This window comes from Acidovorax sp. NCPPB 3576 (genome assembly GCF_028473605.1).
GTDB lineage: Bacteria > Pseudomonadota > Gammaproteobacteria > Burkholderiales > Burkholderiaceae_C > Paracidovorax.
In genome coordinates this window covers 4,789,860-4,806,706 of the sequence record NZ_CP097267.1, presented here as the reverse complement: position 1 = coordinate 4,806,706, position 16,847 = coordinate 4,789,860, and the positions used below count along the sequence as shown (strand labels likewise).

17 protein-coding genes and 1 tRNA gene are annotated in these 16,847 nt (G+C 68.3%); 9 read left to right on the top strand and 9 right to left on the bottom strand.

Translation table 11 applies throughout. The features are described 5' to 3' along the window. The first annotated feature begins 98 nt into the window (after nucleotides 1–98). Both M5C98_RS21920 and M5C98_RS21915 read left to right on the top strand, forming a co-directional pair. The gene (locus tag M5C98_RS21920) at nucleotides 99–791 is read left to right on the top strand and encodes a TetR family transcriptional regulator (RefSeq protein WP_272549577.1); all 693 of its coding nucleotides are present in this window, start codon (nucleotides 99–101) and stop codon (nucleotides 789–791) included. Nucleotides 792–825: 34 nt separating this feature from the next. Further along, nucleotides 826–901: transfer RNA gene (locus M5C98_RS21915), tRNA-Arg, on the top strand. Nucleotides 902–993: 92 nt separating this feature from the next. Here M5C98_RS21915 and M5C98_RS21910 read toward each other — a convergent pair. Next, entirely contained in the window at nucleotides 994–2,070 is a 1,077-nt protein-coding gene (locus tag M5C98_RS21910) for a YihY/virulence factor BrkB family protein (RefSeq protein ID WP_272549575.1), read from the bottom strand. Between the two features lie 204 nt (nucleotides 2,071–2,274). On the opposite strand from M5C98_RS21910, the gene M5C98_RS21905 reads away from it, so the two are divergent. Beyond that, nucleotides 2,275–2,427, top strand: coding sequence for a hypothetical protein (locus M5C98_RS21905; protein ID WP_272549574.1), 153 nt, complete (start codon nucleotides 2,275–2,277; stop codon nucleotides 2,425–2,427). 24 nt (nucleotides 2,428–2,451) lie between these two features. Here the strand turns inward: M5C98_RS21905 and M5C98_RS21900 are convergent, their stop codons facing one another. The 6 genes from M5C98_RS21900 to M5C98_RS21875 all read right to left on the bottom strand — a co-directional run bounded on the left by M5C98_RS21900 (nucleotide 2,452) and on the right by M5C98_RS21875 (nucleotide 9,523). Continuing rightward, a complete protein-coding gene (locus tag M5C98_RS21900) occupies nucleotides 2,452–3,219 on the bottom strand; it encodes a class II glutamine amidotransferase (protein WP_272549573.1) in 768 nt (255 codons plus the stop codon). Nucleotides 3,220–3,271: 52 nt separating this feature from the next. Beyond that, nucleotides 3,272–4,738 (bottom strand): DHA2 family efflux MFS transporter permease subunit, encoded by a 1,467-nt coding sequence (locus tag M5C98_RS21895; RefSeq protein WP_272549571.1) that lies wholly within the window; start codon nucleotides 4,736–4,738, stop codon nucleotides 3,272–3,274. Nucleotides 4,739–4,767: 29 nt separating this feature from the next. Next, nucleotides 4,768–4,956: a 4-oxalocrotonate tautomerase gene (locus M5C98_RS21890; RefSeq protein WP_272549570.1), complete on the bottom strand. Its 189-nt coding sequence runs from the start codon at nucleotides 4,954–4,956 to the stop codon at nucleotides 4,768–4,770. Nucleotides 4,957–4,996: 40 nt separating this feature from the next. Next, nucleotides 4,997–5,245 (bottom strand): cysteine-rich CWC family protein, encoded by a 249-nt coding sequence (locus M5C98_RS21885; RefSeq protein WP_272549569.1) that lies wholly within the window; start codon nucleotides 5,243–5,245, stop codon nucleotides 4,997–4,999. Between the two features lie 203 nt (nucleotides 5,246–5,448). After that, on the bottom strand, nucleotides 5,449–7,053 hold the full coding sequence (locus M5C98_RS21880) for a methyl-accepting chemotaxis protein (protein ID WP_272549566.1): 1,605 nt from the start codon (nucleotides 7,051–7,053) through the stop codon (nucleotides 5,449–5,451). A gap of 253 nt (nucleotides 7,054–7,306) precedes the next feature. Continuing rightward, nucleotides 7,307–9,523, bottom strand: coding sequence for a malate synthase G (locus M5C98_RS21875; RefSeq protein WP_272549564.1), 2,217 nt, complete (start codon nucleotides 9,521–9,523; stop codon nucleotides 7,307–7,309). 331 nt (nucleotides 9,524–9,854) lie between these two features. Here M5C98_RS21875 and M5C98_RS21870 point away from each other — a divergent pair, with 331 nt between their 5' ends. Both M5C98_RS21870 and M5C98_RS21865 read left to right on the top strand, forming a co-directional pair. Next, complete coding sequence (locus M5C98_RS21870) at nucleotides 9,855–10,826, top strand: LysR family transcriptional regulator (RefSeq protein ID WP_272549562.1); 972 nt, start codon at nucleotides 9,855–9,857, stop codon at nucleotides 10,824–10,826. Beyond that, nucleotides 10,823–11,521, top strand: coding sequence for a DUF3016 domain-containing protein (locus M5C98_RS21865; protein ID WP_336298491.1), 699 nt, complete (start codon nucleotides 10,823–10,825; stop codon nucleotides 11,519–11,521). Before M5C98_RS21870 ends, M5C98_RS21865 begins: the two co-directional genes overlap by 4 nt. 54 nt (nucleotides 11,522–11,575) lie before the next feature. Here the strand turns inward: M5C98_RS21865 and M5C98_RS21860 are convergent, their stop codons facing one another. After that, nucleotides 11,576–12,574 (bottom strand): FmdB family transcriptional regulator, encoded by a 999-nt coding sequence (locus M5C98_RS21860; protein WP_272549560.1) that lies wholly within the window; start codon nucleotides 12,572–12,574, stop codon nucleotides 11,576–11,578. 155 nt (nucleotides 12,575–12,729) lie between these two features. Between M5C98_RS21860 and M5C98_RS21855 the strand changes: the two genes are divergently transcribed. Then, a complete protein-coding gene (locus tag M5C98_RS21855) occupies nucleotides 12,730–13,185 on the top strand; it encodes a DUF2214 family protein (protein WP_272549559.1) in 456 nt (151 codons plus the stop codon). A gap of 69 nt (nucleotides 13,186–13,254) precedes the next feature. Here the strand turns inward: M5C98_RS21855 and M5C98_RS21850 are convergent, their stop codons facing one another. After that, the gene (locus M5C98_RS21850) at nucleotides 13,255–13,593 is read right to left on the bottom strand and encodes a PsiF family protein (RefSeq protein ID WP_272549557.1); all 339 of its coding nucleotides are present in this window, start codon (nucleotides 13,591–13,593) and stop codon (nucleotides 13,255–13,257) included. A 117-nt stretch (nucleotides 13,594–13,710) separates the two neighbouring features. Here M5C98_RS21850 and argS point away from each other — a divergent pair, with 117 nt between their 5' ends. From argS to M5C98_RS21835, 3 genes are read left to right on the top strand one after another with little or no spacing between them, the layout of a single operon-like run. Next, a complete protein-coding gene (argS, locus tag M5C98_RS21845; RefSeq protein ID WP_272549556.1) occupies nucleotides 13,711–15,420 on the top strand; it encodes an arginine--tRNA ligase in 1,710 nt (569 codons plus the stop codon). 12 nt (nucleotides 15,421–15,432) lie between these two features. Then, nucleotides 15,433–16,080 carry an SPOR domain-containing protein gene (locus M5C98_RS21840; RefSeq protein ID WP_272549555.1) on the top strand — a complete coding sequence of 216 codons (648 nt, stop codon included), beginning with the start codon at nucleotides 15,433–15,435 and terminating at the stop codon, nucleotides 16,078–16,080. Nucleotides 16,081–16,137: 57 nt separating this feature from the next. Further along, on the top strand, nucleotides 16,138–16,797 hold the full coding sequence (locus M5C98_RS21835) for a thiol:disulfide interchange protein DsbA/DsbL (protein ID WP_272549554.1): 660 nt from the start codon (nucleotides 16,138–16,140) through the stop codon (nucleotides 16,795–16,797). Nucleotides 16,798–16,847: the final 50 nt, after the last annotated feature.

The window sequence follows — 16,847 nt, the reverse complement described above, 5'->3', positions numbered from 1 at the left end:
GAATGTATAATTGCGGCGAAGCGCTGGCGCGGCCCTTCCCACAGGGTGAGCGACGCCAGAAAAACGCGGACATCGAACACAAAAGGAGACACGCCCCCATGGCCCGACGCACCAAAGAAGATGCCGTTGCGACACGCAATAGTTTGCTGGATGCGGCCGAGCAGGTCTTTTACCAGAAGGGTGTCTCGCACGCGTCGCTCAACGAGATCGCGCAGGCCGCCGGCGCCACGCGCGGCGCCATCTACTGGCACTTCAAGGACAAGGTCGATCTTTTCAACGCCATGATGGAGCGCGTCACCCTGCCGCTGGAGCGCGCCAATGGCGAGTGTGAGAGCAATGAAAACATGGCGCCGCTGCAACGCATGCGCGGCGTGATCGACATCGTGCTGCGCAATCTGTCGCAGGACCAGCGCATGCAGCGTGTTTTCGAGATTGCCTTCTTCCGGGTGGAGTACGTCGAGGAACTGGCGGGGGTGCGCGATCGGCACATCGCCGCCTGCGGCGCCTTCCGCGAGCAGCTCGCCAACGACCTGCGCCTGGCCGCCGAAAGCCAGAAGCTGCAGCTGCCCATGCCCCCGGAGATCGCGGCGATCGCCCTGCAGGCCATCTTCGAAGGGCTGCTGCAGGGCTGGATCCTCAACCGGGCCAATTTCGACCTTCCCGCCACCGGGCGCGCCTCCGTGGATGCCTACCTGCGCGGGCTGGGCCTGGACCTGCCGCCGCTGCCGGACTGGCTGGAGGATTGTTCATTGCAGAGCCTGTGTCCGCGCGCCGCGGGTGCCGTGCCATAATCGCCGACTGATCGGGCCGCCATGGCCCTTCTGTGCGGCTGTAGCTCAGTGGATAGAGTATTGGCCTCCGAAGCCAAGGGTCGTGGGTTCGATCCCCGCCAGCCGCACCATCGATGATTTCCGGAGTGCCCGACAACGCACTGTTCCGGCTCCCTCCGTTTCCATTCCTGCCGATTCCCCGTCGGCCGTCGTTACCGCTGCTTCAAGGCCGCCTGCGTAACGCATCGCGCTTTTCGCGCCGCTCCAGCCACAAAGACAATGCCACGCGCGCGGCGAGCAGTGCCACGGTGGTGGCCAGGGCGCTGGTGGACATGGCGGCTGCGGGAGTCATGGAGGCCGGGGCTGGCAGCGGGGTGACGGGCGTGAGTGCCGTGTCGCTGCCGACTGCGCCCTTGCGCGGCTCGACCGGGTCCAGCAAAGCCTCCGGCGCAGCAGCGTGCGAGCCGTGTTCGGCCGCATACACCTTGGTGAATTCCGCGCCCAGCAGGAAGATCTGCGCCGCGTAATACACCCAGATCAGCACCACCGCGATGGCGCCCGCTGCGGCATAGGTCGAACTGAGGCCCGCCTTGCCCACGTACAGGCCGATCAGCACCTTGCCCACCTCGAACAGCACGGCGGTCACCGCCGCGCCCACCCACACGTCGCGCCAGGCGATCGGCACCGAGGGCATGAACTTGAAAATCATCGCGAACAGCACGCAGCTGATGCTCATCGACAGCAGGGTGTTGATGCCCATCAGCATCAGCTCCCATCCCGGCATCAAGGCGCCGAGCCAGGTGCCCGCGGCCGCCACCGCGGCACTCACGGTAAGCGATGCCATCAGCAGGAAGGCCAGGCCCAGGATCAGCCCGAACGACAGGAAGCGCGCGCGCAGCAGGCCCCAGAGGCCGCTCGGCTTGGAGGGCTCCGGCACATGCCAGATGCGGTCGAGCGCGCTTTGTATTTCGCCGAACACCGTGGTCGCGCCGATGCCCAGCAGCACCAGGCTGATGGTGCTGGCGATGATGCCTTCTGTGGGCTCGCGCGCGCTTTTGATGAGGCCCTGGATGGCGAGCGCGCCGTCGCGCCCCACCAGCCCGGAAATCTGTCCTTCGATGGTGCCGCGCACCGCGTCCTGGCCGAACACGGCACCGGCGATGGAGATCACGATGACGAGCAGCGGCGCAATGGAGAACGCGGTGTAGTACGAGATGGCGGCGCCCATGCTGGGGGCGTAGTCGTCGAGCCAGGCCTGGCAGGATTTCTTGGCGAGTCGAAAAAGGGTTGAGGCGTTCATTGCGGTTCCGGGGTCAGGCCTCTGGTGTAACCAATCGCATTGCCGCGGGCTGTAGGAGGGGGCCGGAAGCGCCCGTGCCTGCCGTGGGGGAGGCCCGCTCCGCGCTGGTGCGTCCGATGGGCCGCAGGGGCGCTGTCCGACACGGCGGCCAGGGCGTGCGGTGCGCTAATGCAGTCATCCCAGCCCCTTTTGCGAGGTCCGTGCATGTCCCCATCGCAGCGCCAGTGTTCAGACAAAGCCAAGCCCCGGGAGATCAAGCGCCAGCGCCAGCGCGAGGCGATGTTCAAGCCGGCCGGACGGGGCGGCGTGCCGTTCTATCCCGACCCTGAACCCCCTGTGTGGAAGCCACTGGGCTGACGCCGCTGGCGCAGCGCCCGTGCGCTACGGCGTAACGCAGGCACCGTCCACGAACACCCGCAACTCGCCGCTTTGGAAGGCGGTCCACTGTTCGTCGCTGGTCAAGGGCGCCGTCACGACGACCGCCACCCGGTCCTGCGGCGTGGTGTGGGCGGAAAAATCGATGCGCAAATCCTCATCGCACAGCCGCGCCTGCGAAAAAGGGTGGCGCCGCTCGATGTAGTAAAGCTGGGTGGAGGCATGCGCCCACAGCGCCTGGCCGTTCGACAGCAGGAAGTTGAAGGTGCCGTGCGGGGCGATGCGCGCGGCCAGTTCGCGCAGGGTGATGGTCAGCTCCGGAATGCTCGGCACGCCCGCATGGGACTTGGCCAGCTCCTGCATGATCCAGCAGAAGGCGTGTTCGCTGTCGGTCGTGCCCACGGGGTGGAAGTGCGAATGCAGCCGCGGGCGGAAGTCCTTGAGGTCGCCGTTGTGCGCGAACACCCAGTACCGGCCCCACATCTCGCGCACGAACGGGTGGCAGTTCTGCAGCGAGACGCTGCCCTGCGTGGCCTTGCGGATGTGGGCGATGACGTTGCGGCTCTGGATGGGGTAGCGGCGGATCAGCTCGGCCACGGGCGAGTCCACTGCGCGCTGGTGGTCCACGAAATGGCGCAGGCCCTTGTCTTCGAAGAATGCGATGCCCCAGCCGTCGGAGTGGTCCGCCGTGTTGCCGGCGCGTTGCGCGAACCCCGTGAAGCTGAACGTCACATCGGTCGGCGTGTTGGCATTCATTCCGAGCAACTGGCACATGGCGGGGCGTGTGTAAAAAAGGGGGAATAAGCGAGGAAGGATGCGTGCGGCGTCAGCGGCCCGCTGCACCGTTCTTCGGCGCGCGCAGTTGCCAGGCCGCCACCAGGGCCAGCAGGCACAGGCCGGTGAGCAGCAAGAAGGTTTCGCCGAAGGCGGCGATGCGCGCCGGGCTGCTGACCGCGTTCTGCAGCGAATCGCCATGTGCGGCGATGCGCCATTCGAGCACGATGCCGCACAGGCTCACGCCGGCTGCGCCGCCCAGCATGCGCACGAAGCTGATGGCGCTGGAGCCCTGCGCAATGAGCGGCTTGGCCAGCGGCCGCATGGCCCCCAGGTTGAGCGAGGGCAGGATGAACCCGAGCCCGATGCGCCCCAGCACCGCGAACACCACCAGCATCCACAGTCCGCTGGTCAGATCGACCAGCACCATGAGCGCGAACGAGATCGCCAGCAGCGCCAGGCCCGTGCCCACCAGCCAATGCGTGGGGTGGCGGTCGGCCAGCCGGCCCACGATGGGAATGGTGATGGCCAGCACGATGCCCGCCGGCAGCATGATGGTGCCCACGTGCGAGGCCGACAGCTGCAGGCCCAGCTGCATGAACACCGGCAGCAGGTAGGTCGAGCCGAAGAGCGCCGTGCCGTAGATGAAGGCCACGATGCTGCCCATGGCGAACTGCCGGTATTCGAACAGGCGCAGGTCCATGAGCGGCGTGGCGCCGCGCGCCAGTTGCCGGCGCTGCCACGCGATGAAGACGGCCAGCGCCGCCAAGGCCGCGAGCAGCAGGGCGCCGGCCTGCAGGCCGGGCCCGCCGTGCAGCGCCACCAGGCCATTGAGCAGGCACAGCGTGCCGACCGCGCCCAGCACCAGCCCGCGCCAGTCCAGCGCGGTGCCGGACTGGCCGGCCACGGCGCCGCCGGGGCTGCTCACCGGCACGAATTTGTATGCCAGCGCGATGGAGGTGATGCAGAACGGCACCACCATGAAGAAGATCGAGCGCCAGCCGAACCAGTCCACCAGCAGCCCGCCGATGCTCGGGCCGATGGCCGGCGCCAGGACCACGCCCATGCCGAAGATGCCGCTCGCGCGGCCCTGCTCGTGCGGCTGGAAGGCGTAGAGGATGATGACCGCCGGAATCGGCTGCACCACGCCCGCGGCCAGCCCTTCGAGCACGCGGGCGGCCAGCACCAGCCCGTAATGGCTGGCCACGCCGCCGCCGATGCCGCCCGCCAGCAGCAGCGCCATGGCGCCCACGTAGGTCGCGCGGTAGCCGAAGCGGGCCAGCAGCCAGGGCGTGGTGAGCATGGCGACCGTGGTGGCCACCATGAAGCCCGAGGACACCCACTGCGCGCGATCCTGCCCCAGCGTGAAGTAGTGGCTCATGTCGGGAATGGCCACGTTCACGATGGTGGACGACATGATCGAGGCCATCGTGCCCACCATCACGGACAGCAGGAGCAGCCAGCGGTAGCGCTCGCCGTACCGTTCGCGCAGCAGGGCGGTGGAGCCGGGGCCGGTCATCGGGCGGGATCCGTCAAAGGCTGGGCAGATCAGGTCCGCTCGGACCAGAGCTTTCCGCCGGTGGCCCAGTTCTCGCGCTTGACGTCGGTGATGAGGATGTCCACCGAGTCCGGCGAGCCGCCCAGGATTTCCACCGAGACGCGGGTGATCTCTTCCACCAGCTTTTTCTTTTGCTCGATGGTGCGGCCTTCCATCATTTCGATGTGGTACGTCGGCATGTCAGTCCTTCCGGGAGGGTTCAAAAAAAGGGAGCGGCCATCATATCGGCGCCATGGGCCCTGCGCCCTGGCGCGCGGCGCCCGTGCCGGCAGCGCATTGGGGGCACAGGCACGCCCCGCCCCGCTGTTCGGGCGCCAGCCGTGCCAGGGCCTGGGTGGACACGGGGGCCGCCATGCACCAGCAATCGGCTGCGGGCGCGCCCGCCTCGATGGCGCACTGGTTTCGCCCGCCGCACAAGGGGCAGCGGGAGGGATCAGCAGGGGTGGGGTCGGGCGGCGCGGCGGTCATGGCATCGGGGAAGGCGCCAGTGTAGGCCCCGCCAGCGCGCGCAGGTGCCGCACAGGGGAAAGAGTCAAAATGCCTTCCGGCGCATATTCTTCTAAGGCAGTGTGCTATTAATTAAATAGCAATCGCCGAGAGCCCCGCAAAGGCTGCCTCAGGGCCTGCCTGGCGCCGCCGTGCAGGGAAGGCGCCCAGCGCGGCCCCGTCCGTCAGCCCGCGATGGCCGGCGTGTGCCGCGCCGCCGCGAGAGCCGGGCCGGAGCCCTGGGCGTTGCTGACGCGGAACACCGCCACCGCGCGCACCAGCTGCGCCGTCTGCGATTCCAGCGAGCCCGTGGCGGCTGCGGCCTCTTCGACCAGTGCCGCGTTCTGCTGCGTCACCGTGTCCATCTGCGAGATGGCCTGGTTGACCTGCTCCAGCCCGGTGGTCTGCTCCTGGCTGGCCACGCTGATCTCGCCCACGAGGTCGGTCACGCGGCGCACGCCATCCACCACCTCGCGCATGGCCTCGCCGGCCTGCTCCACCAGCCGGTTGCCGGAGTCCACGCGCTGCACCGAGTCGTCGATCAGGCCTTTGATCTCCTTGGCCGCCGCTGCGCTGCGCCCGGCCAGCGCCCGCACCTCGCTCGCCACCACGGCGAAGCCCCGGCCCTGCTCGCCCGCGCGGGCGGCTTCCACGGCCGCGTTCAGCGCCAGGATGTTGGTCTGGAAGGCGATGCCGTCGATCACGCCGATGATGTCCACGATCTTGCGCGAGGCCGTATGGATCTCGCCCATCGTGGAGACCACGTTGCCCACCACCTCGCCGCCGCGCACGGCCTTGTCCGAGGTGGCCTGCGCCAGTTGGTTGGCGGTGCGCGCGTTGTCGGCGTTCTGGCGCACGGTGGCGGTCATCTGCTCCATCGACGCGGCCGTCTGCTGCAGCGCGCTGGCCTGCTCTTCGGTGCGGCTGGACAGGTCCAGGTTGCCGCGCGCGATCTCGCTGGAGGCCACGGCGATGCCCTCGGCGCCATGGCGCACCTGGCCCACGGCGGTGCGCAACTGCTCGCCCATCGCGTTCAGCGTGCGCAGCAGCTGGCCGGTTTCGTCCTTGGCGGTGCTGTCGGAGGTCACGGTGAGGTCGCCGGTGGCCACGGTCTTGGCCATGGTCACGGCGTCGTGCAGCGGATGGGTGATGCTGCGGGTGATCGCCACGGCCAGGGCCAGCGCGATCAGCGTGGCGATGGCGCCCAGGACGATCAGCTGCAGCCGGCCGCTCTGGTAGTTGGCTTGCACGTCCTTGGAGGATTCGTTGATCTCGGCGCGCTGGAAGTCCAGCAGCGCCTGCAAGGCCTGCAGGTATTGCTCGCCCGCGGGGGTGAAGTCGGCATTCAGGATGCGCTCGGCGTCTTCCGAACGGCCTTCGGCCTTGGCCTTGTAGATGGCGTCGCGGGCGACGACGAAGCGCTTGCGCTCTTCGCCGGCCTTGTCGAACAGGGCCTGCTCCTGCGGGCTGCTGATGAGCTTGGACAGCTGGCTCTGCTGCTCGGACGACATCTTGGACGCGGCCGCGTTGTCCGCCGCGAACTGCTGCGCCAAGGTCGAATCGGTGCTGCGGGCCACCACGCTGTGGCGGCGCACGTTGCTGAAAATGGTGCGATACCAGTCGGAGATCAGCCGCTCCTTGGTCAGCGGCAGGGCCATCATCGACGCCGTCTCCTGCGCCACCGACTGCAGTTTCCAGGTGCCCACGCCCAGCATGGTGACGAGGAAGAGGATGAGCACGGCGAAGGCCAGGCCCAGGCGTTTGCCGATGGAAATGTTTTGGAGGTTCATGGTGAGACTAGGGAAAACCCTTGGTTGGTGGGCGATTCTCTCCGCATTGCTCTGGCGCAACTACAAACCCTTACGCCTTGCCGGAACATATGGATTTACCCGAATACGCTGGTAGGCGTGTTTTTTGGCGATGGGGCGAGGTCGGGCCGCCGCCGCGCGACTGCAAACAAAAACGGGGCACCCGGCTGGGTGCCCCGTCATCGGCGCCCGCTGAAAAGCAGGCGCCTGACCGGCCAAAAATCGCGGACGGGTTTCAGCGCACGGCCGTGCCCGCCTTCACCTTCAGCCGCCACGCGTGCAGCAGCGGCTCGGTGTAGCCGCTGGGCTGCTCCACGCCCTTGAAGACCAGGTCGCACGCGGCCTGGTAGGCGGCCGATTCGGCAAAGCGCCCGGCCATCTTCTGGTAGAGCGGGTCGCCGGCGTTCTGCTGGTCCACCACGGCGGCCATGCGCTCGAAGGTTTCGCGCACCTGCGCTTCGGTCACCACGCCGTGGAGCAGCCAGTTGGCCATGTGCTGGCTGCTGATGCGCAGCGTGGCGCGGTCTTCCATCAGGCCCACGTTGTGGATGTCGGGCACCTTGGAGCAGCCTACGCCCTGGTCGATCCAGCGCACCACGTAGCCCAGGATGCCCTGGGCGTTGTTGTCCAGCTCCTGTTGCTTTTCGGCATCGCTCCATTGCGGCGCGGCAGCCACGGGCACCGTGAGCAGGCCGGTCAGCAGGTTGTCGCGCTCGGCGTCGGCGTCGGTCTTTTCCAGTGCCTTCTGCACCTCGGCCACGTTGACCTGGTGGTAGTGCAGCGCGTGCAGCGTGGCGCCCGTGGGGCTCGGGACCCACGCGGTGTTGGCGCCGGCCTTGGGGTGGGCGATCTTTTGCTTGAGCATCTCGGCCATCAGGTCGGGCATGGCCCACATGCCCTTGCCGATCTGTGCCTTGCCACGCAGGCCGCACGACAGGCCCACCAGCACGTTGTTCTTCTCGTACGACTGAATCCAGGCGCTGGCCTTCATGTCGCCCTTGCGCACCATGGGGCCGGCCTGCATGGCGGTGTGCATCTCGTCGCCCGTACGGTCCAGGAAGCCCGTGTTGATGAACGCCACGCGCGCCGAAGCCGCGGCGATGCAGGCCTTCAGATTCACGCTGGTGCGGCGCTCCTCGTCCATGATGCCCAGCTTGACGGTGTTGGCCGGAAGGCCCAGCAACTGCTCCACGCGGCCGAACAGGTCGCTGGCGAAGGCCACCTCGGCCGGGCCGTGCATCTTGGGCTTGACGATATAGACGCTGCCCTTGCGCGAGTTGCGGATGCCGCCCTGGCCCTTGCCCTGCAGGTCGTGCAGCGCGATGGTGGTGGTGACCACGGCATCCAGGATGCCTTCGGGAATCTCGCGCTGCGTGCCCTGCGCATCGGTCCACAGCACGGCCGGGTTGGTCATCAGGTGGCCCACGTTGCGCAGGAACATGAGCGAGCGGCCATGCAGGCGCACCTCGCCGCTGCCGTTCGGCGCGATGTACAGGCGGTCGGGGTTCAGCCCGCGCGTGAAGGTCTTGCCGCCCTTGCTCACCTGCTCGGTCAGGTCGGCTTTGAGGATGCCCAGCCAGTTGGCGTAGCCGTTGACCTTGTCCTCGGCATCGACGGCGGCCACGGAATCTTCCAGATCGAGGATGGTCGAGAGCGCGGCCTCCACCACCAGATCGCTCACGCCAGCAGGGTCGGTCTTGCCGATGGGCGTGCTGCGGTCGATCTGCAGGTCCAGGTGCAGGCCGTGGTGGCGCAGCAGCACGGACGAAGGCGCCGACGCCTCGCCCTGGTAGCCCACGAACTGGGCCGCTTCCTGCAGGCCGGTGGTGCCGCCGTCCTCCAGCGCGACGACCAATTGGCCGCCTTCCACGCGGTATCCGGTGGCGTTCTTGTGCGTGCCCTGGGCCAGCGGCGCGGCCTGGTCGAGCACCTCGCGTGCGAAGGCAATGACGCGGGCGCCCCGCACGGGGTTGTAGCCCGGGCCTTTTTCGGCGCCATCGGTCTCGGGGATGGCATCGGTGCCGTAGAGCGCGTCGTACAGCGAGCCCCAGCGCGCGTTGGCCGCGTTGAGCGCATAGCGCGCGTTCAGGATCGGCACCACCAGTTGCGGGCCGGCCTGCGTAGCGAGTTCGTCGTCCACATTGGACGTGGTGGCCTGCACGTCGGCGGGCTGGGGCACCAGGTAGCCGATCTGTTCGAGGAAGGCGCGGTACGCCGCCATGTTCTGCACCGGGCCGGGGTGGGCGCGGTGCCAGGTGTCCAGTTCGGCCTGCAGGCGGTCGCGCTCGGCCAGCAGGGCGATGTTGCGCGGCGCCAGGTCGGACACCAGCGCGCTGAAGCCCTTCCAGAACGCCCCGCTGTCCACGCCCGTGCCGGGCAGCACCCGGTCCTCGACGAAGCGGTGCAGGGAGGTGGCCACTTGCAGGCCGTGAACGGGGGTGCGGTCGGTCATGGTGATGGGGTCTCGGTGGATGGGGGAAAGAGGAGGAAAACGGGGCGGTGGCGCCTGCGGGGCACCGTGCAGCCCACTGTATTGGAATTTTTTAGCCACATAAACCGCCTGAAAAGCGCATAACCAATGACTTTTACGCACGAATCGCGGATGGTCAGAGGAGCGCGCCCGGCACAGGGCCGCCGGACGGCGTTTTCCTGGTGCTATAAATTTAATAGCTATATGCCCTAGTTGAATATGCGCCGAAGGCCATTTTTGCTTTGAATCCTACGTGTGGAATCGGTGCGAAACCTCAGCCGATCCATGACCTGCATCCCCATAATCGGCGCCCATGGACAAGCTCAAGGCCTTCGAGTCATTCGTGTCGGTGGCAGCGCGCGGCAGCCTCACCGCCGCCGCCAAGGCCGAAGGCGTGGCCCCCGCCATCATGGGGCGCCGGCTCGATGCGCTGGAAGAGCACCTGGGGGTGAAGCTCATGGTGCGCACCACGCGGCGCATCCACCTCACGCACGAGGGCAGCGCCTTTCTCGAAGATTGCCAGCGCCTGCTGTCCGACGTGGCGAATGCCGAGGCCAGCGTGTCCGCCGGCGGCGTGAAGGCCACCGGGCACCTGCGCATCACCGCGCCGGCGGGCTTCGGCCGGCGCCACGTGGCACCGCTGGTGCCGCGCTTTCGCGACCTGCATTCCGAGGTGACCATCTCGCTCAACCTGAGCGACCGCGTGGTCGATCTGGCCGGCGAGGGGTTCGACTGCGCGGTGCGCGTGGGCGACCTGCCCGATTCGTCCCTGGTGAGCGTGCGCATCGCCGACAACCGGCGTCTGTGCGTGGCAACGCCCGCCTATCTGGCGCGCCACGGCACGCCGCGCCACCCGGGCGACCTGGCGCAGCACGCCTGCCTCACGCTCTCCAGCGACGCTTCGCAAACGCGGGGCTGGGCCTTTCGCATGCCGGCGGCCGAAGGCGACGGCACCGAGGTCGTGCACTTCAAGCCCGGCGGTCCGCTGGACTGCTCGGATGGGCAGGTGCTGCACGACTGGTGCCTGGGCGGCTGGGGCATCGCCTGGCGCAGCACCTGGGAGGTCGAGGCCGAGATCGCCGCGGGGCGCCTGGCCGCCGTGCTGGAAGACTTCGCCGCGCCGCCCAATGGCATCTACGTGGTCTTTCCCCAGCGCAAGCACATGCCGCTGCGCGTGCGGCTGTGGATCGACTACCTCAAGCACCATTACGGCCAGCCCGAGTTCTGGCGCCGCACGGCGGAGCCCGCCGCCGCACCATCCACCCCAAAAGGAGCCTTGCCATGACCCACCATTCCCTACCGAGGCGGCGCGGCACCGCGGCGCGCGCCGCGGGCATGGCCAGGCCGGGACGCGGCCGCGCGGGCGCGGCGCTGGCCCTGCTGGCCGCCGCCGCGGTGCTGGCCGGCTGCGCGGGCGGGCCGCCAGCGGCCCCGGAAGCGCCCCAGGCGCCCTTGGCGAGCCGAAGCCCGGCCCCGGAATCCGCACGGCCGGCCGCTCCCGGCCCCGGCGCGGCACACGGGGCGCATCCGGTTCCTCCCGGCATCGTCAGCGTGGAGTACGACGATCCCTCCCGCTTCAGCGATGCCCGCATGGGCCCGCACGAGTCCGACCGCGCGCGCCGGGCGTGGGTGGACGCCTTGTGCCAGTACCTGTCCGAACGCGCCGCGGCCGCGCTGCCCGATGGCGAACGGCTGGCGGTGCGCATCACCGACGTGCAGCGCGCGGGCGGGTTCGAGCCCGGGCGCGGCCCCCAACTGGCGCAGGTGCGCATCGTGCGCGACGTGTATCCGCCGCGCATCGACCTGGAGTTCCAGCGCGTGGCCGCCGATGGCCGCGTGCTGCAGACCGGGCGCCGCGAGCTGCGCGATCCGTCCTTCATGTCGCGGGCCGGGCGGGGCGCCAGCGATCCGCTGCGGTATGAAAAGGCGCTGCTCGACGACTGGGTGCGCACGGACATCGGAGCGCCTGCGCCGCAGTGATGGGCCGCGGGGCGCGCCGGCACCGCACCGCGGCCGGCGCGCTGCCGGTGGGGGTCAGCGGCCCGGGGTCATGACCGCAGGATCTTTCAGCGCGGTATTCATCCGGTCGATGTAGGCGCTGGCGTTGGCGTTGCTCGGGTCGGGGTTGCCCGACACGTAGTACGCCAGCCCTTGCTGCAGGCCGCCGTTGTCTTCCACGCGTTGCGCCAGGTTGGATGCGGCCATGCGCAGCTGGGTCGTCACGCTGCCCTGGTATTGCTCTGTGGACACCTTCTGGCCGCCGACCCGCTCGTTGCCGGGGCCGCCGTCCGACCATTCGCGGCCATCGAGGAACTTGCGGGAGATCTGTCCGAGGCCGATGGAAGTGTTGTTCTCGCTGGCGCGCCCCAGGTCGCCTTCGTGCTTCATGGCGCCCTGGAAGCCTTTGGAGAAGGCATTGGATTCCACCTCCAGCTGGGCGCGGAACAGGTTCGGGTCCAGCCCGTATTCCTTCGCCGTGGCATCGACCGCCTTGCCGAAGTCCGCCTGGGTCTTGATCTGCGCATCCTTTTGCGACTCGTCGCCACGCAGCACCGGCTGGAATTTCGGGCTGACCTTGCCCGCGCCTTCCGCCACGCTCTGCGTGCTGAAATCATTGCCCGCCGTGCCGCTGGGCGCGGGATTGGGCGTGGTGGTGGTGGCGGTGCTGGTGGGCGTGTCGGATGGTTGGGGGGTGGAGGCCGGAGCCGGAGCCGGTGCCGGTGCCGGTGCCGGTGCCGGTGCCGTCGCGGACGGGCTCGGCGGGGCAGGGGGTTGTCCGCCGGATCGGCTGCGGTCCGTGTTGGACGCCGGGTTCACGCTGGGTTGGCTGGTGGGGCTTGCGGCCGGGCTGGCTGCGGGAGCGTTGGTGGGCTGGCTGGACGATGGCGCATCGTCTTTCTGGCTCAGCTTCTGCAGCAGGCTGACGAGCAGCATTTCCAGGACCTTCTTGACGAGGTCCTGCGTGTCGGTCTTGCCCTGGCCGTCATTGAACAGGGCGCTGAGCTGCGTATGGGAAATCGATTGGATCGGCATGGAGATGCCTCGCAAAAATGGAGAAGGTTTCACTGTTGCGCCCGGCCCGACCATCCCGTGCGCGAATCCGAAGCGCTGACCGGCCAGGCGAAGCGCGGCGCAGGCTTTCCCATGGGCGCGCTAACATCGCGCCGCCCCACTTCAAGGATCGCTGCATGACCACCGAAGCCCTGCTGGCCTACGCCCATTTTCTGGCCATCCTCACCATGGCCACCTTCCTGGCGAGCGAAGCCGCGCTGTGCCGCCCGGCGTGGCTGAACGCCGCGGTGGTGGAGCGGCTGGCGCAGCTGGACCGGCTGTACGGCATCGCGGCCCTGGCCGTGCTGGCCACGGGGCTGGCGCGCGTCGGCTGGGGCATCAAGGGTGCGCAGTGGTACGGAACGCAGCCGCTGCTGCACGTGAAGGCGGGGCTGTTCGTGGTGATCGGCCTCCTCTCCATCGTCCCCACCTTGCGTTTCCTGCGCTGGCGCAAGGCCCTGCGCGCCACGGGCGCGCTGCCGGACGAGGCGGCGATCCGCAGCACGCGGCGCCTGGTGATGATCGAGGCGCACCTGCTGGTGCTGGTCCCGCTGGCGGCCACGTTCCTCGCGCGGGGCGTCGGCACCCGCTGAACGCGCCGCGCCCAGCAAAAAGCCCCGCACTGCGGGGCTTTTTCACGAGAGGGCGGGCCGGTGGCCGGATCAGGCGGCGGGCTTGTTGCTCAGGCACTGCTTCATGAAGGCCTTGCGTTCGTCGCCCTTGAGCGCCTTGGTCTTGGCGTCGGCGTTGCAGGTGGTCATCTTGCCCTGCTGGGCGGCCTGCTTGTCGGCGCTGAGGCAGTCCTTCATGAAAGCCTTGCGCTCGTCGCCTTTCAGGGCCTTGGTCTTGGCATCGGCGTTGCAGGTGGCCATCTTGCTCTGTTGAGCGGTGGGGGCCTTGGCCGGCGCGGAGGCGGCGGCTGCGGGGGCATCGGCGGCATGGGCCGACACGAGGGAGAGGGCGAGGCCGGCGGCGGCCACCACGGAGAGCAGATTCTTCATGTCGTATTCCTGCAAAAAGTGGATAGGAAGCCCCCCGTCGACGCGCACCCCGCGAGGCTGTTCAGCATAACGTCATGGCCGAAAGTTTGGATGACGGGCGGCCCGTAGAATCGCCGGATGCTCTCCGTCAAACAGGAATTGCTCGCGGCGCTCGCCGACGAGCTGGAAAAATTGTCGCCCGGCGCCGCCGGGCGCGCTGCTTTCGAATCCCCCAAGGTGGCCGCGCACGGCGATTTCGCCTGCACCGCCGCCATGCAGCTGGCCAAGGCCGCCAGGCAGAACCCCCGCCAGCTGGCCGAAACGCTGCGCGCGGCCCTGCTGGCCACGCCGGCTTTCGGCCGCTGGGTCGATGCGCTGGAGATCGCCGGCCCCGGCTTCATCAACATCCGCCTGAAGCCCGCCGCCAAGCAGGAAGTGGTGCGCGAAGTGCTGGCCGCCGGCGAGCGCTTCGGGCAACAGCCGGACAACGGCCAGAACGTGCTGGTCGAGTTCGTCTCGGCCAACCCCACGGGCCCGCTGCACGTGGGCCACGGCCGCCAGGCTGCATTGGGCGATGCGATCTGCAACCTTTTCGCCACGCAAGGCTGGAAGGTGCACCGCGAGTACTACTACAACGATGCGGGCGTGCAGATCCACACGCTCACGCACAGCACGCAACTGCGCGCCAAGGGCTTCAAGCCCGGCGACGACTGCTGGCCCACCGACCCCGAGAATCCCGCCAGCAAGGGGTTCTACAACGGCGACTACATCCAGGACATCGCCAACGACTTCCTCGCGAAAAAGACGGTGCAGGCGACCGACCGCGCCTTCACGGCCAGCGGCGACGTGGACGATGTGGAATCCATCCGCAACTTCGCGGTGGCCTACCTGCGCCACGAGCAGGACAAGGACCTGCAGGCCTTCAACCTGAAATTCGACGAGTACTACCTCGAGTCGAGCCTGTACACCAGCGGCCGCGTCGAGGCCACGGTGAACCGGCTGGTCGCCAACGGCAAGACCTACGAGCAGGACGGCGCGCTGTGGCTCAAAAGCACCGACTACGGCGACGACAAGGACCGCGTGATGCGCAAGCAGGACGGCTCGTACACGTACTTCGTGCCCGACGTGGCCTACCACATCTCCAAATGGGAGCGCGGCTACGCCAAGGTCGTCAACATCCAGGGCACGGACCACCACGGCACCATCGCCCGCGTGCGCGCCGGGCTGCAGGCCGCCGACGTGGGCATTCCGCAGGGCTACCCCGACTACGTGCTGCACACCATGGTGCGCGTGGTCAAGGGTGGCGAAGAGGTCAAGATCAGCAAGCGCGCCGGCAGCTATGTGACCCTGCGCGACCTGATCGAGTGGACCAGCAAGGATGCCGTGCGCTTTTTCCTGCTGAGCCGCAAGCCCGATACCGAATACACCTTCGACGTCGATCTGGCCGTGGCGCAGAACAACGACAACCCGGTGTATTACGTGCAGTACGCGCATGCGCGCATCTGCTCCGTGCTGCGCAGCTGGGCCGAGCAGGGCGGCGGCGATGTGGCGTCCCTCCAGGGCGTGGACCTGTCCGCGCTCGAAGGCCCGCAGGCCCAGGCGCTGATGCTGCAATTGGCCAAGTACCCCGAGATGCTCACCGCCGCGACCGAAGGCGAGGCGCCGCACGACGTCACCTTCTACCTGCGCGACCTGGCCGCCAGCTACCACAGCTACTACGACGCCGAGCGGATCCTTGTGGACGACGAAGCCGTCAAGCGCGCGCGCCTGGCGCTCGTCGCCGCTACCGCACAGGTATTGCACAATGGCCTGGCCGTGCTGGGCGTATCGGCGCCAGCCAGAATGTGAGTGTTTACGGATATGACAAAACAGCAACGTGGGGGCACCGCCATCGGCTTCATCCTCGGGGTGGTCGTGGGCCTGGGGGCGGCGTTGGGCGTGGCCGTGTATGTGACCAAGGTGCCGGTGCCGTTCCTCAACAAGGGGGGCGCGCGCAGCGCCGATCAGGACGCCGTTGAATCCCAGAAAAACAAGAACTGGGACCCGAATTCGCCGCTGTACGGCAAGAACCCGGCGCGGCCCCCCGTGCCCGCCAGTTCGACGCCGGCGGTGGCCGGTGTCGCGCCAGCGCCCGCAAGCAGCGCGTCGGTGCCGGCCGCCGTGGCCGCCGCTTCGGTGCCACGGGGCGCCGCCAGCAAGCCGGCCGCTTCGTCCGATCCGCTGGGCGATCTGGCCAAGGCCCGGGCCGCCAGCGCGCCCGGTGCCGCCGAGCCGTTCGATTACTTCGTGCAGGCCGGTGCCTTCCGCACCCAGGCCGACGCGGACGCACAGCGCGCCAAACTGGCCATGCTGGGCTGGGAAGCCCGTGTGAGCGAGCGCGAGCAGGCCGGCCGCACCGTGTTTCGCGTGCGCGTGGGCCCGTTCACCAAGCGCGACGATGCCGAAATGCTCAAGGACAAGCTCGATGGCGCGGGCGTCGAATCCGCGCTGGTGCGCGTGCAGCGCTGAACTTTTCCCGCCGCCTGCCGCTCACAACCCACTGACCGAACAAGGAGTGTCTTTTTCATGAAACGCCGCGAGTTTTCCCTGTCCACCGCCACGGCCGTGGCCGCTTCCGCCCTGACGCTGCCCCTGGCGACGCCCGCCATGGCCCAGGCCCGCCAATTCAAGGAAGGCAAGGACTACGTCAAGCTGGGCAAGCCCGTGGCCAGCGACGTGCCCGCCGGCAAGGTCGAGGTCATCGAGTTCTTCTGGTACAGCTGCCCGCACTGCAACGCCTTCGAGCCCACGCTGGAAGCCTGGATCAAGGCGGCGCCCAAGGACCTGGTCATCCGCCGCATGCCCGTGGCGTTCAATTCCAGCTTCGCGCCGCAGCAAAAGCTGTACTTCGCCCTGGAAAGCATGGGCAAGGTGGCCGATCTGCACGCCAAGGTCTTTCGCGCCGTGCATGTGGAAAAGCAGGCCCTCAATAAGGACGACCTGATCTTCGAATGGATCGGCAAGCAGGGCGTGGACGTGGCGAAGTTCAAGGAGGCGTACAACTCCTTCTCCGTCTCCAACCAGCTGCGCAAGGCCTCCCAGCTGCAAGAAGGCTATGGCGTGGAAGGCGTGCCCTCGATGGGCGTGGCCGGCCGCTACTACACCGATGGCACGATGGCTGGCAACATGCAGGGCGTGCTGCAAGTGGTGGAATACCTCGCATCCACGGCGGCCAAGGGCGGTTGAGCCCCGGGAACGGGACCCGTTCCCAGCCGCCGGTCGAACGACAAGCCCGC